The organism is Sphingomonas sp., from assembly GCF_036402235.1.
In the GTDB taxonomy this organism is placed as follows: domain Bacteria; phylum Pseudomonadota; class Alphaproteobacteria; order Sphingomonadales; family Sphingomonadaceae; genus Sphingomonas.
Window position 1 is genome coordinate 30,022 of the sequence record NZ_DASWTG010000032.1, and the last position, 22,212, is coordinate 52,233.

Below are 22,212 nucleotides of genomic sequence, written 5' to 3' on the forward strand. Positions count from 1 at the left end.
CTGTCGAAAGTGGGCTGGCGGGGCCTTCTACGATCAGGACCGCAGGACCAATTGCGCGAGCGTGGATCTCCAGCGCGGTTCGACAGAAAGGCCGAAAAATTCCCGCAGAGCGATCTCTAAGCCGGCAAGGTCCAGCTTTTCCTTTCGAGTATCGTGTCCCACGGAACGGAAAGTCAGTTCGGAGCCAGAGAGGATGATCCGCTCGTCGCGGGTGGCGCGCGCAACGATGAGGTTGCGCCGAAAAGGCGATTGAGGGTGCGTGGAGGTAAACCAGTTGGAGACCTCGAAATCCTCCCGCTGAGGAACTTCGAGAAGCACTTCATACAGCGCCCTCCATCCGCCGTCCGTTTCGAGCTCGAGCCGCCGGCCGAAGGAGGTGGGCATAAGACGATATTGGCCCAGCCTGGTATCCTGCGCGATCTCGCTGGTCCACCGAAGTGGCGCGGTCGGTACAGCCGAGCCGAAACCGACGTCCACCAGCCACTGCTCTCCCGCAGCTTCGACGAGCAGCACCATGTGCGTCCGGGGCTGGAACTGGTCGTCGCCGACGCCGCCCCAGAGCACCCGCGCGATACGCGGCTCCACTGCGAAGCCGATGTATTCGAGCGCGCGGCTAAACAGTCCGTTCTGCTCGTAGCAATAACCCCCGCGGCGGCGATGCACGAGCTTGTCCTCGATGACAGCGGGATCCAGGCTCACGCCATCGCCGACGAGCACGTCGATCGCCTCGAACGGAATGGCGGCAATATGTGCTGCCTGGAGCGCGCGAAGCATGTCGGCGCTGACGGCCAGATCGCCAGAATAGCCGACACGAGCGCAATACGCGGCGATATCAAAGTGATGGCCGTCATTCGTCGCGGCCGTTTGTCTGGTTGGGGTCATGCGCAACTTCTCCTTGGCGAAGGAATATCGGTCGGATATCGATCGGCAGAAGTGCTCAAATTCTGATAGGTTCGATCAGCAGGAGCGATCATGCTCGACCCTCTCTCCCTCGATCAGCTTCGCATGTTCGTTGCTGTGGTCGAGCGCGGGAGCTTCCGCGCGGCCGCCGCAAACCTCTCGCGGGCGCAATCCGCCGTCAGCCAAGCCATCGCCAATCTCGAGCAGCAGTTGAGGGTGAGGCTGTTCGATCGATCTGGCCATCGCCCGACCATGACCCCCGAAGGAGAGTCCTTGCTCGCCGATGCACGCGAGGTCCTGCTCCGCGTTGACGCGCTACGTGCCCGGGCGAAAGGCCTTGGCGAGGGGCTCGAGCTCGAACTGACCCTCACCGTCGACACCTTGTTTCCACTGTCGGTGGTGGGATGCGCCCTGCGCGACATGCGAGTCGAGCACCCCTCGGTCGCCATCCGGCTGGCCGTCGAGCCGCTGGGCGGACCGCTTGTTGCGCTACTGGAGAAGCGCTGCAAGCTTTCGATTATGGTCGGCGAGGAATTCCGCGATCCGCGCATTGCCGTAGAGGCGATTGGTGCCGTCCAGCACATCGCCGTGGTCTCTGTTGACCACGAACTCGCGAGGCTGCCGGACATCGACGTGAACCCGGCCGTGTTGTCCGACCACCTGCAGATCGTCCAGACCGATCCATCATCCCTTTCCCAAGGAAAGACTTTCGGCGTCCTTTCGAACCGGATCTGTCATGTCAGCAGCCAGGATGCCAAGCATGCGATGATCCTGGCCGGCCTCGGCTGGGGCAGGCTTCCCCACTGGCAGGTCGAACGCGATCTACGCGAGGGTCGGCTGGTCCGCCTCGCGACCAGGGCGCTCGGCCGCGACGGAGCCGTCTCGATGGAAGCTTATCTTGCCCACCGCATCGACGAACCCTTTGGCCCCGCTGCTAAGGCATTCAGGGCCGCTTTGCGGCGGCATGTGAGCGGCGAGGCGTGGCTGCCGAATTGAGAGGTGCCGCATGCTGTCACGCCTTCGCCGGCGGGACTGCGGACGAGACCTGGACGAAATGCGGGCCGGCGCGAGCCGGCCCGCCCCCTTTTGGATCAATAGTCCATCGACGGCACGGGTGCCGGCTTCTCTTCCTTGGGAAGCTCGGCGACCAGTGCCTCGGTCGTGATCAGCAGCGAAGCTACCGATGCGGCGTCCTGCAGGGCCGTGCGGACCACCTTCGCCGGATCAATGACGCCGGTCTTGACCAGGTCCTCATATTCGCCGGTGGCAGCGTTGAAGCCCTGGTTGTAGTCGCTCTGCTCGAGCAGCTTGCCGACAATATAGGCACCGTCCTCGCCGGCATTCTCGGCGATCTGTCGGGCCGGTGCGCGCAGCGCACGGCGGACGATGTCGATGCCGGACTGCTGGTCGTCATTGGCCGCCTTGAGCCCATCGAGCGCCTTCAGCGCGCGCAGCAGCGCAATGCCGCCGCCCGGCAGGATGCCTTCCTCCACGGCCGCCCGGGTGGCGTGGAGCGCGTCGTCGACGCGATCCTTCTTCTCCTTGACCTCGACCTCGGTCGCGCCGCCGACGCGGATCACCGCGACGCCGCCGGCGAGCTTGGCGAGCCGCTCCTGGAGCTTCTCGCGGTCGTAATCGGACGTGGTCGTCTCGATCTGCTGGCGGATCTGCGCGACGCGGCCGTCGATGTCGGCCTTGGTGCCCACCCCGTCAATGATCGTGGTGTTGTCCTTGTCGATCACGACCTTCTTCGCGCGGCCGAGCATCGCGACGGTGACGTTCTCGAGCTTGGTGCCGAGATCCTCGCTGACCACGTTGCCGCCGGTGAGGATCGCGATGTCCTCGAGCATCGCCTTGCGGCGATCGCCGAAGCCGGGCGCCTTGACCGCCGCGACCTTGAGGCCGCCGCGCAGCTTGTTGACGACCAGCGTCGCCAGCGCCTCGCCCTCGACGTCCTCGGCGATGATGAGCAGCGGCCGGCCCGACTGCACCACCTTCTCGAGCAGCGGCACCAGCGCCTGGAGGTTCGAGAGCTTCTTCTCGTGGATCAGGATGTACGGATCATCCAGCTCAACGCGGAGCTTCTCGGTGTTGGTGATGAAATAGGGCGAGAGATAGCCGCGGTCGAACTGCATGCCCTCGACGGTCTCGAGCTCGGTCTCGAGGCTCTTTGCTTCCTCGACCGTGATCACGCCTTCGTTGCCCACCTTCTCCATCGCCTCGGCGAGGATACGGCCGATCTCGGCATCGCCATTGGCGGAGATCGTCGCGACCTGCGCGATCTCGCTATTGGCGCTGACCTTCTTCGCATGCGCCTCGAGGTCCTTGACCACTGCGCTCACCGCCATGTCGATGCCGCGCTTGACGTCCATCGGGTTCATGCCCGCGGAGACGGCCTTCGAACCCTCGCGCACGATCGCCTGGGCGAGCACGGTCGCGGTGGTGGTGCCGTCGCCGGCCTGGTCGTTCTGCTTGTTCGCGACCTCCCGCAGCATCTGCGCGCCCATATTCTCGAACTTGTCGGCGAGCTCGATCTCCTTGGCGACCGTGACGCCGTCCTTGGTGATGCGCGGTGCGCCGAAGCTCTTCTCGATCACGACGTTGCGGCCCTTGGGCCCCAGCGTCACTTTCACTGCGTTCGCAAGCGTATCCACGCCGCGCAGCATGCGATCACGCGCGTCCGACGCAAACTTCACTTCCTTGGCAGCCATCTGGCCAACTCCTTTCCGTGTCCTTCCTGAAGATTGAGGGATGAGCGGTCACGCCGCCTGCTTGAGCTCGGCGATCGTCTCGATCACGCCGAGGATATCGCTCTCCTTCATGATGAGCAGATCCTCGCCGTCGATCTTGACCTCGGTGCCCGACCATTTGCCGAACAAGATTCGATCGCCGGCCTTGACCGACAGCTCCACCAGCGTGCCGCTGTCGTCCCGGTTTCCCGGACCGACGGCGACGACTTCGCCTTCCTGCGGCTTTTCTTTCGCGGTGTCGGGGATGATGATGCCGCCCGAGGTCTTCTCCTCGGCTTCGATGCGGCGGACGACCACACGGTCGTGCAAGGGGCGGAAATGCATGCATAACCTCCAGTTGCTGACAATGTTCGTGAAAGGCTGCCGCCCGAATGCGGCACGACAGCCGCAGGCAGCCGGGGGACGGACAACCGTTCCCGGACACCCGCGCGGATTATTTAGCACTCTCCCGCCGGGAGTGCCAAGATCTTTTTTGCGCCACATCGTCCTTGAAGCCGCTGACAAGGTTCAACAAATATTCGCCGTCGGGCGTTCGTGCCCGCTGGAAAGGAGCGACTGAGGAAAGGAGGTTTCGCGTGTCGACCAGCGCTCGTCTTCCGTTCAGGAGTCCCAAGGACGTTGTCGCGCACTCGGCGATCATGCCCGAGGTCAAGCGCATGGTGCTGGCATCATGGGCGTCGGACCGCTTCGCGGTCGAGTCGCAGCCGGCGCTCCGCAAGCCGCCCGAGCTGCCGCATCCGGTACCAATCGACGAAGTGCTCGCGGCGCTGCGCGAGCTCGATTGTACGGACGAGGGAGCGCGCATCCAGTGACCGACCGCGCGCTTTTGGTTCAGCTCGAAGGCTATGGGCAGACCCTGGCAGAGATCCACTATTACCGCCCCGACGCCCCTTCGCTGCTGCAGCTGTTCGTATGGCAGGAATATGATCTGGCCCCCGATTTTCCGGTGCTGCTCGGCTTCCTCGATCATTGGCGGCGCGAGATCGAGGCTGCACTCCATTCGGTGCGGATCGAACATGAGCGCTTGATCCGCCCGGCCGAGTGGCAAGCCGTCGACGGCGTCATATCAATCCCATGAGCCGCACGCTGCTCCGGCGCTGGCGCGAGCGCGGCGGACGGGCGGTACATATCGTGCTGCCATTCGATGACGTCATGGAATTCGCGCTCGCGCTGCTGTCGGTGAGTCCGGTCGAACTTGAGGCGCTTGGCTGGACGTTCGCCGACCGCAAGCGGCTGCTCGATCATTTCCTCGCTGCCGGCAAAAGCGCCCAGGGAACGTCTCCCGAGGCCTTGCCGGGCCTGCCCATCGAGATCGCGATCCCGCGGCGCGACGTCGATCGGCTCCAGCGATTCGCGCGGCGCGAGCTGCCCAAGGCGGCGAGCAACGCGGCCATGCTCCACCGGGTGCTGCGGCGTATTGACGCTGCGCGGCGAGAAGAAGAGCGCGCACGAGGACAAGGACCGCGGCTGGTCCGAGCGCTACTACGGGCGCTTCGAACGCTCGGTCGCGCTGCCCGACGGCGCCGACGAAGAAGCGGACTTCCGCGACGGCGTGCTGACCGTTCACGTGCCAAGGTCGCAGGAATCGCGCCGCGGCCGGCGCATCCCGATCGGCACCAGCGCGACGCACCACTGATCCTTGCAAGGCGCGCCGGCAGGGGGACGGCGCGCTTCGTCGGGATGAAGAGGATGGACCAAGAGCAACCGCACCCGGCTCCACAGGCCGTTTCCCACGGTGCGCATCGCGACAGAGCTCAATCCGGCGATGCGCGCGCCTTTCGGGCGACCGCGGAACGCATATGTCGCTGGGTCGCCGACGAGCGCGACGAGATCGACCGTGTCGCGGTCCGCACCTGGAACTGACTCCATGGGAGAAACGCCATGACTCGCAGCGACGTGATCGCCATCACTGGGCCGATCCCGGACCGGTTCCTGGTCGAGATCCTCGAAGCGACGCCGACACCCGGCGAACTGGTCGAGGCGGTCTGCCGCGTGCGCGCCGACGATACCGTGCCGAGCGATGCGGGAGCCGCGGGCCCCAGGGTGGCGCGGCTCTGCGCGATCCTCGAGTCGGCCGCCGAGGTCGAGCGCGACCCGCTCGAGATGGAGGACCTGCTCTGATGGCTCGGCGAACGGCGGGCCTGGGTCCCGTGCTCGCGCTGGCGCTGACCGGGAGCTTCGCCGGGGGCGCGGCTGTGAATCTGATTGCGAAGGAAGGCGCGCCCGCGCCCGCCGTCGCCCAGCCCATTCCGGTCGACTCGATGCCGCTCAATCGGCTGTCGCTCGCACCGCTGGTCGAGCGCGTCGCGCCGGCGGTGGTCAACATCGCCGTCCTCCAATCCTCGCCCTATGCTCAGAATCCGCTGCTGCGCGATCCTTATTACCGCTATTTCCTCGGCGTCCCGGACGAGGCGCTGGCGCCGCGCATCTCGGCAGGCTCCGGCTTCGTGGTGGATGCCTCGCGGGGTCTGGTGGTGACCAATCACCATGTCGTCGCCAATGCGCGTGCGATCGCGGTCGGCATCGGCGACCGCCAGGTCGAGGCGGAGCTGCTCGGCAGCGATCCGCGCACCGACATCGCGGTGCTTCGCATCTCGGCCCGCGGCCTCAAGTCGCTCCCGTTGGGCGAATCCGCGCAAACCAAGGTCGGCGACTATGTGGTCGCGATCGGCAACCCGTTCGAAGTGGGCCAGACCGTCACCGCCGGCATCGTCAGCGCGCTCCGCAGCCCCTCCGGCGGCGGGCCGCGCTATGTCCAGACCGACGCACCGATCAACCCGGGCAATTCGGGTGGGCCGCTCATCAACATGCGCGGCGAGGTGATCGGCGTGAACAGCGCAATCGTCGCGCCGGGCGGCGGCAATGTCGGCATCGGCCTCGCTGTACCTTCGGACGTGGCGCGGCGCGTGGTCGAGCGGATTACCGGCGCGAAACTGCCGCGAAGGAATGCCCGATAAGCGCGGCGGCTTCCGGATGCTAGCTCCAGCACTCTCAACGACGACTTTTAGACGCGACGCAGACTTTCCCAAATCAGGAGATCTGGGGCCCGCCACGTCCTCTGCCGAGCTGCCAGTGGATCCCTTCGCTTCGCATGATCCCCGCGACCGGCTTTCCCACATGCCGCTCCATTACTGGCCGCCATGGAACCAGGGTGAACTCCCGGCTTCGTTCGACAAGGGCATGGCGTCCGCTCGTCAGCTCTAGACGCCGCGTGAGCCTGCCCTCGATCCGTGCCCCGTCCGCTGCCTCGACATAGTCCTTGCCAAGCTCGCTCCCGATCTCTCCGGCGACGCGCAGCAGCTCGCGGCGCTGCAGGAGCGCGATCGCATTGCGCTTCATCCTGACGCCGCCGCCTTCCGCCTCGGCCAGTTCCTGCTCGACCAGCCACTGACGTCGGGCGGCGAGGGCGTCGCGCAGGTCCCGGCCGAAGCCGGCGTCGCGCAACACCAGGGGTTCGGAGCTAGCGATCGCATGGTCGAGCCAGGTGGCGGCGTCCGCCCCGTGCAGTCTCTCGAGCGGAGCCGCCGACAGCATCTCGATTGCCACCGGACGATCGCGCAGCTGCCGCGTCTCGAACGCGGCCGCCCGCTCGACATGGTCGGCCGCAATGTCCCAGCCGCCGTCCGACAGCCGCTCGACCGCACCCGCACGCCGCATCGCCTCCAGCCGGCGGACGTGCGTCTCGGCAAAGGCCTGGCTGGCGCTCGGATCGTGCCGGAGATGCAGGGCGACCGAATAGCGTCCGCCATTCTCCCGCGCGATCTCCGCAATGGTCCGATCGACATCGCGCGCGCTGGCGCTGCGCGGCGCGATGCGTACGATCGCGCCCTCGGGCGTCGGCTCGGTCGCCGCTGCGCGGCCGATGTCCAGATGGTGCACGCGCCCATCGATCCCGTCGACGATCAGATAGTGGCGGTCGCGATGCTCGTCGGAGAAGCCGCGCTGGATGACTCGCCCGATAATCGGCGCGTTCAGCTCACCCTCGATGACGCGATCGGCCGGTGCGCGCTCCAGCCTCCGCGCGGTCAGCTCGCGCTGCATCAGCCGGATGATGTCGCCGCGCTCGCCCATCCGGCGCAGCGTGTCTTCAAGTCCGTCGGCGAGCCGCCAGCGGCCGGCGCCGAGATTCGCGGCCAGACCCATCGCGCCGAGCTTGCGCAACCGCCCGGTCGCGACCGCCTGCTGGAACGGGTCGTTATGCGCGGGGCTGGTGATCCGCGCGGCATCCATCCGGCGCAGCAGCCGCCGGTCGATCGCGGTAAGCCGTTCCTGCTCGACATCGCGCCGCAGCCGCTGCTGGATCTCGCGGTCGGTACGCGGGCCGAGATCGAGCGTGGCAAGCTCGGCCGCGCGCTCGCGAAAGCCATGAGCGATATACTCGCGCGCGATGACGAGATTCTTGCCGCGATCGTCGACGCCGCGCAGCATGACATGGGTGTGCGGCTGGTCGGTGTTGAAATGATCGACGGCGACCCAGTCGAGCCTCGTGCCGAGGTCATGCTCGGCCTGCGCCATCAGCCGACGGATATAGGGCTTGAGGTCGGGATATTCGGCGCCGTCCTCGGCCGAGACGATGAACCGGAACTGGTGGCGATCGTCGCGACAGCGCTCGAGGAATTCCTTCCCGTCGGCGAGGTCGGTCTCGCGCCCGTACAGCGCGCCCGGCGCTCCTTCCCGCGTGACCCCGTCGCGCTGGATGTAGCGCAGATGCGCGCGAGCCGCGGCGAAGCCGTTCCCGGCCATGCGCACGAGCCGCGTCTTGACGATCGCCCGGCGCGCCCGGAAGCCGGCGAGGCGATCGCGGCTCGAGAGCAGCCGGCCGATGCTCGCGCCGCGGCCGATCCGGCTGCCGTCGAAGCGCCGCGTCAGCACGCCGGTCTTGCTGCCGGCTAGCCGAGCGGCGGCGAGCACCCGTCCGCCATATTTGACGAGGCGCTTGCCATCCTCGCCCTTCGACTTGCCTAGCCTGGGCGTGAACTCGTCGTCGCTCACCGCCTGCCTCCCGGAATCTCGCGAAACCCGGCCGAAACCCGCGGAATTCCGCCATTCCTCCGAAGCCCGTCTCGCGCCGCGTGCGTCGTATCTCGCAGAAAAAGGATGTGCAGACAGTCGCTTATGCAGTGTCGCGAGACACTGCCTTTATCTTGTTTTCCCTTTTCCTCCTGCCTGCCTACCCCTCGGCGCAAAAAGAAAGTCGGGACACGCTGCCTCGCCGACAGCGCATCCCGGCCCTGAAAGACGAGCGATTCACGCATCCGCAAACGCCCGCCGCGCCCGATCCGCGCGCGCGAACCTGCGCTTTCCGAACATGCCGTGCGCATTGCCGTCGCCGTCGACGAGCATCATCGCGACGAACCAGTGCCCGTCGATCCGGCCGAGGATACGCACCCGGTCGAGCTCGATCCCCGCCTCCTCGCTGCCATGGTAGAAGCCGAGCCAGCGCTCCTGCAGGCGCGCATCCCAGTGGAAATCGACCTCTTCGGCAGCAAGGAAACGCTGCGCCAATGCCGCTCCCGCGCTGTGCCCGAACTCCTGCTCGAGACCCGAAACCAGTGCCGTCATCACGCGATCGGCCGCGTTCGAGATGGATTGCAGCTGTGCCATGATCTGTCTCCGCTTGCGGTCCCCACCATCGAGGACGAGGCTTCCGGGATGGGTGGCGAAGCGGGTGTCAGGGCCGCCGGAGCGCCAGCGCAGGCGCCGCGAAGCGGACGCGGGGGGAGCCGATTTGCGCAGCAAATCGGGGGGTACCCGCGGGCCTTGAGAGCCGCTTCGCCAGCCGTCATGCTGGGGCTTCACGACGAGCCCTCCCTTGCCTCTCCACGTCACGGCACCTCGCGGCGAAGGACGAACATCGCCGGGGTCGAGGGCCCTGCGACGGACGACGGCGGCGCCTCGCGGCGCACGACGAACAGGGTCGCCGGCGGCGCCTCGGGCGGCTCCGCGGTAACGGCCGGGCGCGCACCGACGCTGCGCAGATAGGCGACCGTCTCTCCCGGGAGCATGGCCTCGCCCGCGAGCCAGGCGGCGTAGCGGCCGGGCCCGGCATTGTACGCGCCGAACAGCCCGGGATAGCCGAACCGATCGTACATGCGCCTCAGATAGCAGGCGCCGGCGACGATATTGTCGGCGGGCAGGTCGGGATCGTCGCCGAGGCGGAGATCGCGACGGAGCTCGGCCCATGTCCCCGGCATCAGCTGCATCAGCCCGATCGCGCCCTTGCGGCTGCGGATCGGGCGGCCGCCGAGCATCGTGCGGCCACCGCTCTCGGCCCGCATCACCCGCACGATCCACTCGCCCGGGATGCCACAGCGAAGCGCCGCGGCGTCGATCTCGGCCGACCAGCGTGCGACGTCGCTCGCCGATGGCGAAGTCCCCGCCAGCGTCAGCGCAAGCACGCTCAGCGCCGCCATATCAGCCTCGCCCGGCCGACGAGATCATGCGCGCGGCTGATCCCGAAATAACGCCCGTCGAACGAGCCCGGCGCGTCCATCAGCAGCAGATACTCGCCCTCTGCGAGCCGCCGGCAGCCCTGCCACCAGGGCAGCGGCCGCCCGGCGCGATCATGGCCGAGCCGCGTCGCCGCGAGCTTGCCGTCGATCAGGATCCGGGCCCCTGACGCACAGACGAGGGCGCCGCGCGCGGCGGCGACGCGCTTGACCAGCGGTACGTTGGCCGGAAGGTAGTGGCGTTCGGCGGCGAGCGCGCGCCAGCGCTCCGGCACTCGCGCAATCATCATCTCGCCGCGCTTCGCCCGGTCGCCCGGCCAGACCCAGTAGAGCCCGACCGTCGCGCTTGCGGACGCATTCCAGACCAGCCTCGGCGAAGGCGAGTAGATCGGGGGAGCGGCCAGCAGCACCAGGCCCGCGCCGCCGAGGATGGCGAGGCGGAGGTGATGGAGGCGGCGCTGGCGATGGGCATGGCGCGTATCGCCCCATGCGAGCAGCGGCATCTCGGCGCGCGGCTTGACGGCCTTCATGGCCGGATGCTCCGCGCGGCGGTCTCGCGGCTCCACGCCTCGAGGTCGTCGATATGGTATTGGACGCGCCGGCAATGGCGGCGGAAAGGCGGGCCTTCGCCGGTCACGCGCAAGTGCATGAGGTGCCGCAGCGAGATCTGGAGCCAGGCCGCGGCCTGTTGCGGGCTGAGGAAAGGCGAGCCGTGTCTTGCGAGGTCGGCCCGATCGCTGCTGCTCCTGTCCATGGCGCGTTCCCGTGGTTGTGGATTGCGACGGGATGCGCGTCGGGGCGCCGGCGAAGGAGTGTCGAAAAGGGCAGGGTGCGATTTCGACACCCCGGAGGGGTGCGCCCCGCGCCGGGTGGGGCGCGGGGCGCTTGCTGCTCAACGCGACCAAATCAGGTTGTGCGTGCCGCCTTCGCCCTCGACCAGCGTCGCGTAGATCGGCGCGGGAAGCGACGGGTCGTCGAGCTTGACCGAGACATAGGGCCGGTCCTCGCGCGAGACCTTGGTCCAGCCGGCGCCGAACTCGACGCCCGCCGAGGTCGTGACGCGGTAGTCGGGTGCCTTGTCGTGATCCTTGCTCGAGGGCTTGATGCTCGCCTTGGCGTTGAGCGTCAGGGTCCGGATGGTGCCGGTGAACACGCCGTTGTCGTCACGTGTGAAGCTGCCGATGGTGGCCATGATGCGTCTCCTTCTCGTGCTCGAAGCCGCGCCAGTGCGGCCTCGATGGCGTCGATCCGGCACCGCCAGCGGCCGGCATGCACCCGGTCTGCCAAGGCCGGGCCGCAGCGTGAGCGAAGGACGGCCAAAGCAAGGCTTTCTTGCCTCGCGAGGAAGGCGCCGGGCGCGAAGCGCCCAAGCCGGGGAAGAAAGCCGGCGACGCCGTTGCTTGAGCCCGGCCGCGCGGTGCCAGACCGCCATCGTGAAAGAGGCCGCATGCGGCTGCGCACGTCGGAGGGGATGCCGAAACTCGCCGATCGGTACGGCTCGCCTCGACATTTTCGGCTCGCCGCATCCGGGCTGCGTCACGCCGATCGGCACGCTACAACTGCCGGTTCGGGGGGAACGACATGACGGTATTGGACCAGGTGCGGGCACTGATCGAGCGGCTGTCGCCCGAGCCGGTGTGCGACGACTGTATCGCCGAGCGGCTGGGCCTGAGCGTGAGGCAGCACGCCAACATCAAGACCCGCGAGCTCGCGGGGCAAGGCGGGTTCGAGCGCAGGATCGATGCCTGCTCGCTCTGCGGCGCGACCAAGAAGGTGATCCGGCGTGCCGCGCATTGAGTTGCTGGCGCCCTTGTTGCTGATCCTTTCCGGCGCCGCGCCGGCGCCGCAGTCGGGGGTGGTCGCGTGGGTAACCGACGGCGATACCTTCCGGCTGGAGAGCGGCGAGCGCATCCGCATCGCCTGGATCGATGCGCCGGAGACCCAGCCCGGCAATGCCCGGTGCCGCGCCGAGCTGGCGCGCGGCAAGGCCGCGACCCGCGCGGCGATCGCACTGCTCAAGGGACGAAGGGTCGGGATCGAGCGCGTCGGGCGCAGCTATGACCGCACGGTCGCGCGTGTCCGGCTGGACGGGCGCGACGTCGCGGCGCTGCTGGTCGAGAAGGGCGCGGCGCGCTGGTGGCCGCGCGGCAAGCCCAGGCCCGATTGGTGCGGCAGATGAGGGAAAGGCGGGGCGGCATCGCCGCCCCGCAGGAGGTTCAGGCGGCAAGCGCCTGCGGTTCGGGCGTGGCTTCGGGAAGGGGCTCCGGCTCCGGCTCGGGCGCGGGCCGCGCCGCCTCGGCCTTGGCGTGTGCGCGCACGGTGCCGACGCCGCCACGCGCCGTATAGGCGGCGGGCGGGAAGGCCATCCAGCGCGGCACCCAGTTCTCGACCTTGGACCGGCCACCGGCCCCGGCAAGATGGTCGGCGACGATCTTCTTGAGCGCCGCGCCCTTCTCGCCGGCATTGGCGCTCGCGACCGTGTCCCCCGCTACCTCGGCGACGATCGCCCCGAGCACTTCCTTGTCGCGGATCAACTCGAGGAAGGCGCCGTCGGCCTGCCACCAGCGGGCCATGTCGAGGCCCAGCTCCAGCCCGACCGCCTCGACCGCCGGGCTTCCGGCGGCGAGCGTCTCGCCGATCAGCACCGCGATGACGTCCATGACGACCCGGTCGGAGAGGCCGAGCAACGCCATGAAGATCGCCGTCAGCCGGTCCCCGTCCGCGCCCTCGACGCGCCCGCCGCACACGGTCGGCGTCTCGGGATCGAAGCCGAGCAGGCCGAGCACCGCGCGGCGCTTGGCGTCGAACAGCGTCTCGCCGCGGCAGGTCTCGACCGACTCGGCAATAGCGTCGCTGCGCGCTTCCTGCGGCTCGGTATCGACGCGCCACAGGTGCGAGCCGGCGATGGCGTGCGCGACCATCAACCTGAGCGCGACCTTGGGGCGCGATAGCAGGGCGGCGCGGACGGCGGCATGGCGATGCAGGTCGATATAGGTCTGCATCGGCCCCGTGATCTCGGGGCGCACGACCTTGGGCCGCTCGCTTTCCGGTTGCTCGCCGCGCGCAAGACGCCTCGCTTCCTTGCGGCTCATATAGCCCTCGTGGAACACGACCTCGCCGCTGGCGCGCACGTCGATATAGACGCGCCCGCCCTTGCGCTTGGGCGCCTTCTCATATTCCCAATGCTGGAAATGCTCGTTCGGCGGCGATATCTCGACACCGGTCCAGCCCGCCTCCAGATAGGCGGCGCGGTGCGCCTCGATCGCGGCATTCTGCGCGGTCCAGAAGGCGTCGGGGTCCGCGACGTAGCGTTCCTCGTTGAACAGGTCGGCGACCAGCGCCACGCCGCTCGCATCCACGTCGAACAGCGCATAGCGGGCGCAGATCGCCTGCCCGCCGAGCAGCCAGCCGCGCAGCTGCCAGCCGAGCGGGCAATGCGCCTCGGGCGAGTCCCACAGCGCCAGCCAGTCCTTCTGCCGCGCCTTGCTGGCAAGGGTGAGGTGGCGCACTGTCGCCGCGTTGATCTTGTCATGCCGGTAGAGGTCGCGGATGCGCGGCAGCAGATTGCCGAGCGCGAGCGTGCGCCGGACCGCGAGGACGGGCAGCGCGAAGGTGTCGGCGATCTCCTCCGGAGACTGGCCTTCCTTGACCAGCCTTACGAAGGTTTCCCAGCGGGTCACTTCGTCGGGGTCGAGCCGCGCCATGTTCTCGATCAGCGACGCCTCGACGGCGGCGGCATCGTCGCCCGCCTCGAGGATCGCGCAGGGGAGGAGGAAGGGCTCGGGTTCCGCCTCGCCCTCGGCGCGCTCGCCCGCGACGATCTCGCCGGCGCGGAAGCGCCGCGCACCCGCGAGGATACCGAACCGGTCCTCCTCGCCGGGCCGCACGATCAGGGTCTGGAGGATGCCGCGCTTGCGCACGCTCGGCAGGATGTCGGAGACATCGGGCGGGCGCTTGGCGAAGCGCATATTGGCCTTGTCGACATAGAGCTTGTCGAGCGCGATGAATTCGAGTTTCATGGGACTGCTCCTTGTGAGCGCCGGGCCCGTTTCATCTTGAGAAGTGGGGCGGGACCGGCTTTCGGGATTGCGGCGGGACGGCGCGCCGCGCGCCTTTCCCTCCGTCACCCGGACGGCGGAAACCCGTCTGCAAGGCCTCTCGCCGTGGCACTCGCCCGCGCGATCAGCGCCTCGGCCCACAGGATCGACCCGGCCTTGCGCGCCCATGCCGCCCATTCCGACAGGCCAAGCGTCGTCGCGAAGAGCAGGTCGCGCTCGATGCGGAGCCCGAAGGGCAGGCGCAGCGCCTCGATCTCGCAAAGCGAGAAATAGCCGAGTTCCGGACAGCCTAGCCCCAAATCGGCGAGGCCGAACAGCGTGTCGCCGTCCTCGCCCAGCTCGCTCGCCATGTCGCGGCGGACAGCGGATTGAACAGCTTGACCAGCGGGCGTTTGTCCGTGGCCTCGCTGCTGGCGGCGAGGCGCAGCGCCGCGCGAAGCTCGGGGGTGAGGAGGGTCATGCCGCCGCTCCCATCGCCGGAGCTTGCGACTGGAAGCCGAGCAGATAGTCGGCGGCCTTGCTGGCAAGGCTCGCGGCACGGAAGATCGCGCGATTGTCGGCTCGCAGCACCGCCAGCCAAGACCCGAGATAATCGGCATGGTGCACGCTCGGCTCGATCCCGAGCGCGGCGCAGAGGAAGGCCGAGGCGAGTTCCGCGACCAGTTCCTCACGGGCATAGCCGGCGCTCCCGAACGGGTTGGACAGGTCGCGGCCCAGCCGCGAGGCGTGCCCGGTCCAGTGGCCAAGCTCGTGGAGCGCGGTGCGGTAATAGTCTTGTCTGTGCCGGAAAGCGGGCTGCGGCGGCACCTGCACATAGTCGCCGCCGGGCGAGTAGAACGCCTCGGCGCCGCCGATCCGGAAGTCGGCGCCGCAAGCTTCGATCAGCGCCTCGGCGACCGGCACCAGTTCGCGCGGCGGCAAAGGCGGACTACCGGCGAGCATCCGCTCGGGCAGCCCCTCGCACTGCGCGACGTTGAACAGGGTGAAGCGCTTGAGGAAGTGGATCGCCTTCTCGGGCGGTTCATCCCCGTTCGGCGGGGTGACGCTCCCCCGGAGCGTCCCCTTATCCGCCTCCTTGGGGATGAACCGGTCGGCATAGACGACGCACACGCCATGCTCGCCCTTGCGCACGCAGCCGCCTGCTTCCAGCGCCTGCCGGAAGGTCAGCCAGCCCTGCGAGGGATAGCCGCGCATGATGACCTCGCCCCAGAGGATCAGCACGTTGATCCCCGAATAGGCGCGCCCCGAACCGGCGTTGCGCGGCAGCCCCGGCACCGCGGCGGCGGCATCCCAGGGCTGCACCCATGGGAAGCGCCCGGCCTCCAGCTCGGCGACGATCCGTCCCGTCACCTCGTCATAGAGCGACGCGCGCACCTCGCTCCCGCTCGCCTCTCCACGCACCCGACGTCCGCCACTCCTGCCCATGACCGGCCTCCTCGTCCAAAATCCGCACCCGACCCCGGAAAGCGGGGTGGGCGGCGAGGAAGCCCGGACGGGCCCGCGACTTGAGGGCGGGGCGCACCGCAGGCTGGAACGACAGTGGAGGACCCGGGCGAAGGCCCGGGTTGCGCCCCGCCCGAGCGGGCCCAGAAGGGCGCGCCGGCCATCCCGCGCATCCGGGATCGGCCACACTCAACGCCGGTGCGCGCAGCGCAGCGTCCGCAGAATTGCGCCAGCGATCGTCACCGCCAGGCCGGGACGCAAAGCGGCCCGGCGGCGCGAAGCGCCGTAGAGCGTGGTCGCGGAACAGCGATGCCCAACAAATGAAGGCACTCTTGCCGACACCGCCGGCGCGACGGCGTGCGCGCGCAACCCCGTGCGCCAGCCGCCGCCGCGCCCCCACGGTCCAAGGCAAGTGTGCCGCGCGGGCAAACGAGAGGCGCGAACCCTGTGGCTGCCTGCAGCCGCAGCGTGCGCACCACCGAACCCGCGCCCGACCTGCATCGTGCTGCGAGGCGCCCCGCACCGCCAGGGGCATGCACCTCGGCACGACAGACGAATGCTCAAGGTGCCTGACATCCGGCTGGCGCGCCTCTACTGAAGGCTCCCATGACACCGCTCGAACGTCTTCACTCCGATCTCGCAAATGCTCGCCTTGGAGCCGAACGAGAAGGATCCGACCGTCACAGCAATCCCGGCAGGGCGGCGCGCGATCTTCGCCGGCAGATGCAGGCCAAATCCGACGTCCATCGTCTGGAGCAGGCGATCGCTGTCGCCTCGAACCTCGACGCCCAAGGCATCAACTGGACCTCGGATGCAAAAGGCCGTCTCTCCTTCCTATTCGAGGACGGATCTTCATACCCCATCGCCGAGAAGGATGACCTGGACCCGCAGATCCAGCTCGTTAAAGGCGCGACCTCTGCCCATGATGCCCGGCGTGCCCTGACGATCCGCGCGCTCGATCCGCACGCATCGCGCGACCTCAAATGGCTGCGCGATCGCCTCGCAGGCTCTAGCACGCCGAAGTTCCGGTCGACATTTCTCACGAAAGCCGGACTCCTGAAGGACGGCATTCTCACCGAGCTTGGCCACGCCACGGGATTCTTCAACCAGCACGAAGGCGAGTATGGCCCCTATCAGACGGTGACCGCGGCCGGGGTCGCTTGGATCTACGCAGCTTATCTCGCCGGAAACGTGCCGATGACCGTCGCGGCCAGAAAGCTACCCCCACAGCGGAACATCGAGCTCGACGTGATCCTCGACACCGTCGGTTTGCCAGAGCAGCTTGACTCGTCGCTCGCAGCGCTGACCGTTCGCTAGCGAGTCATAGAATGCCGGACGGCGACAAGGACTGGAGCTTCATCGAGGCGCTACGCGAGGAAGCGAAGGCGCGGCGCGGGCTGGGCTGACGGCCTCGCCCCTTCATCACGTTGAAGTCGGGTGGGCCGGCGCTTCTCACGACACCGACACACCCTTCGCCGCCGGCAAGCCCACCCGGCGGCGCAGGCCCTTTAAAGCGGAAAGCTGATCCGGGCGCGAGCCGATGTTGATATCAAGCTGCCTGGGCTCGCAGCCGACCCGAGAGCGCCTAAAAACGATCGATGCAGATCACGTCCAGGACACTCGTGCAGCGCATCCTGGTGCTGCCCAATGCCGATCTAGTCTTCACCGACACCGCTGGCCAGGCGCCGTTTACGATAGCTGAGACCTTTCGCTACGCCGACACCGCCAACATCTTGGTGACCGCGATCGGTGCGATAGGGTTGGAGTTCCTCGATAGCGGTCCGCTGCAATCAATCGAACAGCTCGACATCGTCGGCGCTGGTGCGATCCCGGACCATGTCACCCAGCGCCGGGATGAGATCGTCGCACTGCAAGGGCGCCGGCTGCTGTTCGCCAATTTCATCGCGGCGGCGCTGTTCGGGCGGATCGCCGCGCTCCAGCACACCAGCCTGTCGGGAGCGCTTAACGTCGGCATGAACGACATGTTGGTGTACGAGCAGCGCGGCGACGCCCTCGCTGTCGAGCGCACACCCTATACCAACCGGGTGCTCGGCCCGAAGGTCGCGGCGATGGCCGCTGGGCGGGCACGAACGGTTCCCGGCACCACTCTCGTGGCGGCAAGGCAGTTCACCAGCGCGCTCGCTAGCCGGGCCGCGGAGCTTAGCCATGTCAATCTCGAGACTTGCATGGCGATGAACTACCAGGCCGCGATCCTGCATAATGCCCAGCATGCGCCGGCGAGCTTCGCGATCAACTTTTCGGTCGCCGAGGCGCTCGTCACCGAGGTCTTCCATGCCTATGGCCTAGTCGGCGGGCAGCCCCCGAAGTCGTTCGCCACCAGGCCGCACAGCCTCGCGGTCTTGTCGAACAATGCGTTCAACAAGCTGAACCTCGCCGGCAAGCTCACCGCACTCAAGGATGGCGGACTTATCAGCAGCTATCTCGAGCAGCGCCTTCAACTGGCCCGCGCTCAGCGCAACGACCTGATGCACGGCGCGCTTCCCGTTGCAGTCACTGACTCCGGCCCCCTTCAGACCGCAGTAAGAGACCTGTGGGCTTTGCTGCTCGACGATCCTTTCGAATTGACCGCGGGCTACACGATGCGGTGGTAGGCGGCGCGATCGCGCGGGCAATTCAGCTGCCCAGCAGCGCCCGCCACCCTCCGGCTGCCATGCGCCGCGCCTCGGCCGCGCGCCGACGCACCCGGGTGATCAGGAAGTCGGACCGCCCCTTCCACTCGGCACGAACCCGCTCCTCGCCATAGAGCGCAACCGCCATCTCGCGATATGAAGCGCCGTCCGCGAGTGCATCCCCGATGCGCAGTGTCTCGAGCCGCCGGGGCAGTCCCGGCTCGGGCGGGTACAGCATCCGCGCGAATCGCCCGGTACGCCACAGCCCGAGCATGCGCCGCAGGGTCAGGACATGCGCGTCTACCCGGGTCAGTCCCGACAGCAGATAGTCGAGCCGGGCGGGGCCTTCCTCGACCAGCGTCCCCTCGACCACATCGATGCGGATGCGATGCCAGCCATCGGACAGGGCGACATGCTCGCGGTCGCCCCCGCGCACGATCGTCATCCAGCGGGCTAAGCGGGCGAGATCGATCGCCTCGGGATCCGAGCCCTCGGCCGGCACGGCGCGGACCTGCAGCACGAATGGATCGAGGTCCGCATGCCACAACAAACGCGCGGCGGGCGCAGGCCGACCGGCATCCTCGGCGAAAGCACAGGCCGAACGCCCGGGCGTCGGCCTCCATCTCGAGATGCGCGGCGGCGCCGACGCCGACCCGGCGAAGCCGCGCACTCACCACCGCATAGGCGGGATCGCGGCGCAGCCATTCCCAGGCGAGACCGGCGCGGTCAATACCGATCAGCGCGCAGTACGGCGCGCTGTCCCGCCAGTCCGGACGACCCTCAGGAGCCGGCCCCATCGCCGGCCCGCCGCGCCAATGCCCATGGATGACAAACGCGTCCCCCACGCCACTGCCATGCAAATTTGCGCGACGCCCGCGAACACAGTATCAGAATCGACCTTTCGAGCCGGTCGCGGTGCCGATGGGAAAGCGGCGCGTGCAGGCATGGCATGGCTGGGGCAAGGACGCTGCGGCTTGGGGCGCGTCCAGCATCGGCATGGCATCGCCTATGGTTATCGCGACGGCGCAACAATTCGCACTGGCGGTCGAGGCTGCAGAGAGCATCGACGAGCTCAGCAACCTGCTCGACGCGATCACGGGCGAGATGGGTTGCCAGTTCTTCGCGCTGTCGCATCATGTCGACATGCCGAGGGCGCCGCAGCCCGCGATCCGCATCCACAACTATCCCCTCGAATGGGAGGAATTCTTCGACGCCCAGCGACTGGGTCCCTCCGACCCGGTGCATCGCGCGAGCCATCTGACCAATGTCGGGTTTCCCTGGTCCAGGCTCCCCCAATTGATCGTGCTGACCCGGCGCGACGAGGAAATCCTCGCGCGCTCCAGGCGCGTCGGTCTTGCCGACGGCTTCACGGTGCCTGCCCACATCCCCGGAGAGTCGGCGGGTTCCTGCTCGTTCGCGACCGCGCACGGGCGAACCATCCGCACGGAATGGCTGCCGCTCGCGCAGTTCGTCGGCGCGGCCGCATTCGAGGGCGCGCGACGCCTGTCGGGCGTCCGCCGTACCGACCAGGACCGGCCGCGGCTCAGCGACCGGCAGCGCGACTGCATCTACTGGGCCGCGCGCGGCAAGTCGGACTGGGAGACCTCGCAGATCCTCGGCATCGGGCATGACACGGCGTCCCAACACATGAAGGAGGCCCGGAAGCGCTACGGGGTCACCAACCGGACCCAGCTTGCGATCCACGCCCTCTATGACGGGGCGCTCACCTTCACCGATGCGCTCAAGCGGTAAACTCCCCAGTTCTGGGGAGTGGCCACCGCCGACGTCCAGGCACAGCATCCGGGCTCCACCACGGGAGCACCGCCATGTTGTTCACGCAGGACGATCGCAGCGCCGCCAGCGACGCGGTGATGCGCGCGATGTTCGAGGCCAGGAAGCGCGTGTTCGTCGACCTGCTCGGCTGGGACGTGCCGGTCCTCGCCGGCAAATACGAGCTCGACCAGTTCGACGACACCCACGCGCGCTACCTGATCCTCGCCGACGGCAACCAGAACCATCTCGCCTCGGCGCGACTGCTGCCGACGACGCGGCCGCACATTCTCGACACGCTGTTCGCCGAGCTGTGCGACGGCTCTCCACCCACAGGTCCCGCCACCTACGAGATCACCCGCTTCTGCCTCGACCGCAGCCTCAGGGCCGCCGAGCGGCGGCGCTGGCGCGACGCGCTGGTCACCGGTCTCGCCCATTACGCGCTCGAGCACCGCATCACGACCTACACCGGCGTCGCCGAGCAGGGTTGGCTCGAGCAGATCCTGGCGTTCGGCTGGAACGCCCGGCCCCTGGGCGCGCCCAGGGCGATCGGCGGGATGATGCTCGGCGCGCTCAGGATCGACATCGAGCCCGAGACGCCCGCGCTGCTCGCCGCGAACGGCATCCTGCCAGCCACCCACATTCCGCAAGCGGAGGCAGCGTGATGGCAACCCAGCCCAAATCCCCGGCGCCACATGCCGATGCGGCGAGCGACGCCGTCCGGCAGCTTCGCGAGCACGGCTACACCGTCATCAAGCAGGCCATCCCGGCAGACACCATCCATGCGCTCGACAGCGACCTCGCCGCCGCCTTCGCGCAAACGCCCTTCTGCCAGGGCGGCTTCTATGGCGAACGGACGAAGCGGTTCGGCCGGCTGCTTGCGCGCAGCCAGCACGCGGCCGCTCTGGCCATGCATTCCGACATCCTCGCCGTCGCAAACGAGATCCTCGGCCCGTGGTGCGATTGCCTGCAGCTCAACCTCACGCAAGCAATCGCGCTCCACCCGGGCGCGCTGCCGCAACTGCCCCACCGCGACCAGGACATGTGGCGCGGCGCGATCGGCGAGACCGAGTATCTGCTCAACGTGATGTGGCCGTTCACGCCCTATCGCGAGTTGAACGGCACCACGCTCGTCTGGCCCGACAGCCACGGCTCCGGGGCGCTCGAGCCCAACCCGGACACGACCCCGATCGCGATCGAGATGGATCCCGGCGACGCGCTGCTCTTCCTCGGCTCGACGCTGCACGGCGCCGGAGGCAACCGCAGCTTCACGATCCGCCGCGGCGCGATCGTCAGCTACTGCCTCGGCTGGCTCAAGCCCTACGAGAATCAGTGGCTCGCCTATCCGCCCGAGACCGCACGGCACTTCCCGACAGAACTCGCGCGCCTTGTCGGCTATCGCCAGCACCGCCCCAACCTCGGCAATTACGAAGGTCAGTGCCCGTCAATCCTGCTGCAGGACCACCAAGTGCCCTCAATCGGCGCGATCGACGCACTGCGACAGGACCAGCAGGCTCTGATAGAGGCGCATGTCGCCGGACAGCGCCGCTAGGACCTTCCAGCGTGAGTCCCGGCGTCACCTTCGAGCGCGTTTATCACGAGCTCAAGCGTATGCTTGCTCGAGGCGAGTTTCCGCCCGGGACACCGATCGAGCCTGTCGTCATCGGGAAGCTGATCGCCACGAGCATTACCCCGGTTCGCGACGCGCTGCACCGGCTCACCGGCGAAAGGCTAGTGGAAGCGCCGAACCACAACGGCTTCCGTGCGCCGCTTCCGACGGAGGCGGCGCTGCGCGAGCTATACGAATGGCGGGGCCTGCTGCTCAGCCTGGCTGCGCACAGAACGCGCTCGTCATCAGGAAAATACGCGCCGTCGCCCGCACAGGCTCCGGATACCTCATCAGCCACGGCCAGTCTCTTCCTAGAAGTCGCGCGGGCATCCAACAATGCCGAGCTTGCCGCCGCGGTACAGCAGGCGAACGACAGGCTCGCTCCGTTCCATCGGGCAGAATACCGGATATTTGCCGATCTTGCCGACGAATACGGCCTGCTGGTCCTGCAGTACGACAACGCCAGGCACCCGGATCTGGTGCGCCTGCTGAGACAATATCATCAGCGAAGGATCCGCGCGGTATCGCATCTGCTCGCCCAGTCCGTGCATGCTGCGGAGCGTTCGCTGTGATCATCCTCGCGGCCAATACTGCGGGAAGCTT

The 22,212-nt window shown here is 68.0% G+C and carries 26 protein-coding genes and 2 pseudogenes; 14 read left to right on the forward strand and 14 right to left on the reverse strand.

Annotation, left to right across the window (positions count from 1 at the left end):
• Positions 1 to 33: 33 nt before the first annotated feature.
• Entirely contained in the window at positions 34 to 882 is an 849-nt protein-coding gene (locus VGD28_RS06750) for an arylamine N-acetyltransferase (protein WP_331027568.1), read from the reverse strand.
• Between the two features lie 90 nt (positions 883 to 972).
• Here VGD28_RS06750 and VGD28_RS06755 point away from each other — a divergent pair, with 90 nt between their 5' ends.
• Complete coding sequence (locus VGD28_RS06755) at positions 973 to 1,896, forward strand: LysR family transcriptional regulator (protein WP_331027569.1); 924 nt, start codon at positions 973 to 975, stop codon at positions 1,894 to 1,896.
• 95 nt (positions 1,897 to 1,991) lie between these two features.
• Here VGD28_RS06755 and groL read toward each other — a convergent pair whose 3' ends face one another.
• Together groL and groES are read right to left on the reverse strand one after the other, a co-directional pair.
• Positions 1,992 to 3,611 carry a chaperonin GroEL gene (gene groL, locus VGD28_RS06760; RefSeq protein WP_331027570.1) on the reverse strand — a complete coding sequence of 540 codons (1,620 nt, stop codon included), beginning with the start codon at positions 3,609 to 3,611 and terminating at the stop codon, positions 1,992 to 1,994.
• A gap of 48 nt (positions 3,612 to 3,659) precedes the next feature.
• Positions 3,660 to 3,974, reverse strand: a complete 315-nt coding sequence (gene groES / locus VGD28_RS06765) for a co-chaperone GroES (RefSeq protein WP_265119197.1) — start codon at positions 3,972 to 3,974, stop codon at positions 3,660 to 3,662.
• A 251-nt stretch (positions 3,975 to 4,225) separates the two neighbouring features.
• Between groES and VGD28_RS06770 the strand changes: the two genes are divergently transcribed.
• The 5 genes from VGD28_RS06770 (at position 4,226) to VGD28_RS06790 (ending at position 6,607) form a co-directional block, all read left to right on the forward strand.
• Positions 4,226 to 4,462: a hypothetical protein gene (locus tag VGD28_RS06770; protein ID WP_331027642.1), complete on the forward strand. Its 237-nt coding sequence runs from the start codon at positions 4,226 to 4,228 to the stop codon at positions 4,460 to 4,462.
• Positions 4,459 to 4,728 (forward strand): usg protein, encoded by a 270-nt coding sequence (locus VGD28_RS06775; RefSeq protein WP_331027571.1) that lies wholly within the window; start codon positions 4,459 to 4,461, stop codon positions 4,726 to 4,728. The genes VGD28_RS06770 and VGD28_RS06775 overlap by 4 nt, the downstream gene beginning before the upstream one ends.
• A 339-nt stretch (positions 4,729 to 5,067) precedes the next feature.
• Entirely contained in the window at positions 5,068 to 5,286 is a 219-nt protein-coding gene (locus VGD28_RS06780) for an Hsp20/alpha crystallin family protein (RefSeq protein WP_331027572.1), read from the forward strand.
• Positions 5,287 to 5,531: 245 nt separating this feature from the next.
• Complete coding sequence (locus VGD28_RS06785; RefSeq protein ID WP_331027573.1) at positions 5,532 to 5,771, forward strand: hypothetical protein; 240 nt, start codon at positions 5,532 to 5,534, stop codon at positions 5,769 to 5,771.
• Entirely contained in the window at positions 5,771 to 6,607 is an 837-nt protein-coding gene (locus VGD28_RS06790; RefSeq protein ID WP_331027574.1) for a trypsin-like peptidase domain-containing protein, read from the forward strand. The genes VGD28_RS06785 and VGD28_RS06790 overlap by 1 nt, the downstream gene beginning before the upstream one ends.
• Positions 6,608 to 6,680: 73 nt before the next feature.
• Here the strand turns inward: VGD28_RS06790 and rlxS are convergent, their stop codons facing one another.
• From rlxS to VGD28_RS06820, 6 genes are all read right to left on the reverse strand, one after another.
• Entirely contained in the window at positions 6,681 to 8,642 is a 1,962-nt protein-coding gene (gene rlxS / locus VGD28_RS06795; RefSeq protein ID WP_331027575.1) for a relaxase/mobilization nuclease RlxS, read from the reverse strand.
• 255 nt (positions 8,643 to 8,897) lie between these two features.
• A complete protein-coding gene (locus VGD28_RS06800) occupies positions 8,898 to 9,254 on the reverse strand; it encodes a hypothetical protein (protein WP_331027576.1) in 357 nt (118 codons plus the stop codon).
• A gap of 221 nt (positions 9,255 to 9,475) precedes the next feature.
• Positions 9,476 to 10,063 carry a lytic transglycosylase domain-containing protein gene (locus VGD28_RS06805; RefSeq protein WP_331027577.1) on the reverse strand — a complete coding sequence of 196 codons (588 nt, stop codon included), beginning with the start codon at positions 10,061 to 10,063 and terminating at the stop codon, positions 9,476 to 9,478.
• Entirely contained in the window at positions 10,051 to 10,629 is a 579-nt protein-coding gene (locus VGD28_RS06810; protein ID WP_331027578.1) for a S26 family signal peptidase, read from the reverse strand. The genes VGD28_RS06805 and VGD28_RS06810 overlap by 13 nt, the downstream gene beginning before the upstream one ends.
• The gene (locus VGD28_RS06815; protein WP_331027579.1) at positions 10,626 to 10,853 is read right to left on the reverse strand and encodes a helix-turn-helix domain-containing protein; all 228 of its coding nucleotides are present in this window, start codon (positions 10,851 to 10,853) and stop codon (positions 10,626 to 10,628) included. Before VGD28_RS06815 ends, VGD28_RS06810 begins: the two co-directional genes overlap by 4 nt.
• A gap of 138 nt (positions 10,854 to 10,991) precedes the next feature.
• A complete protein-coding gene (locus VGD28_RS06820) occupies positions 10,992 to 11,291 on the reverse strand; it encodes a DUF736 domain-containing protein (protein WP_331027580.1) in 300 nt (99 codons plus the stop codon).
• Between the two features lie 389 nt (positions 11,292 to 11,680).
• Here VGD28_RS06820 and VGD28_RS06825 point away from each other — a divergent pair, with 389 nt between their 5' ends.
• The gene (locus tag VGD28_RS06825; RefSeq protein ID WP_331027581.1) at positions 11,681 to 11,896 is read left to right on the forward strand and encodes a hypothetical protein; all 216 of its coding nucleotides are present in this window, start codon (positions 11,681 to 11,683) and stop codon (positions 11,894 to 11,896) included.
• Positions 11,883 to 12,278, forward strand: coding sequence for a thermonuclease family protein (locus VGD28_RS06830; protein WP_331027582.1), 396 nt, complete (start codon positions 11,883 to 11,885; stop codon positions 12,276 to 12,278). Before VGD28_RS06825 ends, VGD28_RS06830 begins: the two co-directional genes overlap by 14 nt.
• Positions 12,279 to 12,315: 37 nt before the next feature.
• Here the strand turns inward: VGD28_RS06830 and VGD28_RS06835 are convergent, their stop codons facing one another.
• The 3 genes and pseudogenes from VGD28_RS06835 to VGD28_RS06845 form a co-directional block, all read right to left on the reverse strand.
• Entirely contained in the window at positions 12,316 to 14,118 is a 1,803-nt protein-coding gene (locus tag VGD28_RS06835; protein ID WP_331027583.1) for a ParB/RepB/Spo0J family partition protein, read from the reverse strand.
• 104 nt (positions 14,119 to 14,222) lie between these two features.
• Positions 14,223 to 14,617 (reverse strand): annotated as a pseudogene (locus VGD28_RS06840) (DUF2958 domain-containing protein).
• Positions 14,614 to 15,582 (reverse strand): ArdC family protein, encoded by a 969-nt coding sequence (locus VGD28_RS06845; RefSeq protein ID WP_331027584.1) that lies wholly within the window; start codon positions 15,580 to 15,582, stop codon positions 14,614 to 14,616. Before VGD28_RS06845 ends, VGD28_RS06840 begins: the two are co-directional and overlap by 4 nt.
• A 624-nt stretch (positions 15,583 to 16,206) precedes the next feature.
• Here VGD28_RS06845 and VGD28_RS06850 point away from each other — a divergent pair.
• Positions 16,207 to 16,917, forward strand: coding sequence for a hypothetical protein (locus VGD28_RS06850; protein ID WP_331027585.1), 711 nt, complete (start codon positions 16,207 to 16,209; stop codon positions 16,915 to 16,917).
• 281 nt (positions 16,918 to 17,198) lie between these two features.
• Positions 17,199 to 18,212: a hypothetical protein gene (locus VGD28_RS06855; RefSeq protein WP_331027586.1), complete on the forward strand. Its 1,014-nt coding sequence runs from the start codon at positions 17,199 to 17,201 to the stop codon at positions 18,210 to 18,212.
• 22 nt (positions 18,213 to 18,234) lie between these two features.
• Here VGD28_RS06855 and VGD28_RS06860 read toward each other — a convergent pair whose 3' ends face one another.
• On the reverse strand, positions 18,235 to 18,750 hold the full coding sequence (locus VGD28_RS06860; RefSeq protein ID WP_331027587.1) for a DNA -binding domain-containing protein: 516 nt from the start codon (positions 18,748 to 18,750) through the stop codon (positions 18,235 to 18,237).
• 76 nt (positions 18,751 to 18,826) lie between these two features.
• Positions 18,827 to 19,027 (reverse strand): annotated as a pseudogene (locus VGD28_RS18665) (transcriptional regulator domain-containing protein); the annotation flags it as partial.
• 211 nt (positions 19,028 to 19,238) lie between these two features.
• On the opposite strand from VGD28_RS18665, the gene VGD28_RS06865 reads away from it, so the two are divergent.
• The 4 genes from VGD28_RS06865 (at position 19,239) to VGD28_RS06880 (ending at position 22,181) form a co-directional block, all read left to right on the forward strand.
• Complete coding sequence (locus tag VGD28_RS06865) at positions 19,239 to 19,982, forward strand: LuxR family transcriptional regulator (protein ID WP_331027588.1); 744 nt, start codon at positions 19,239 to 19,241, stop codon at positions 19,980 to 19,982.
• A gap of 74 nt (positions 19,983 to 20,056) precedes the next feature.
• Positions 20,057 to 20,665, forward strand: coding sequence for an acyl-homoserine-lactone synthase (locus VGD28_RS06870; protein ID WP_331027589.1), 609 nt, complete (start codon positions 20,057 to 20,059; stop codon positions 20,663 to 20,665).
• Positions 20,665 to 21,552, forward strand: coding sequence for a phytanoyl-CoA dioxygenase family protein (locus VGD28_RS06875; RefSeq protein WP_331027590.1), 888 nt, complete (start codon positions 20,665 to 20,667; stop codon positions 21,550 to 21,552). Before VGD28_RS06870 ends, VGD28_RS06875 begins: the two co-directional genes overlap by 1 nt.
• Before the next feature lie 11 nt (positions 21,553 to 21,563).
• Positions 21,564 to 22,181, forward strand: coding sequence for a GntR family transcriptional regulator (locus VGD28_RS06880; RefSeq protein ID WP_331027591.1), 618 nt, complete (start codon positions 21,564 to 21,566; stop codon positions 22,179 to 22,181).
• Positions 22,182 to 22,212 lie beyond the last annotated feature (31 nt).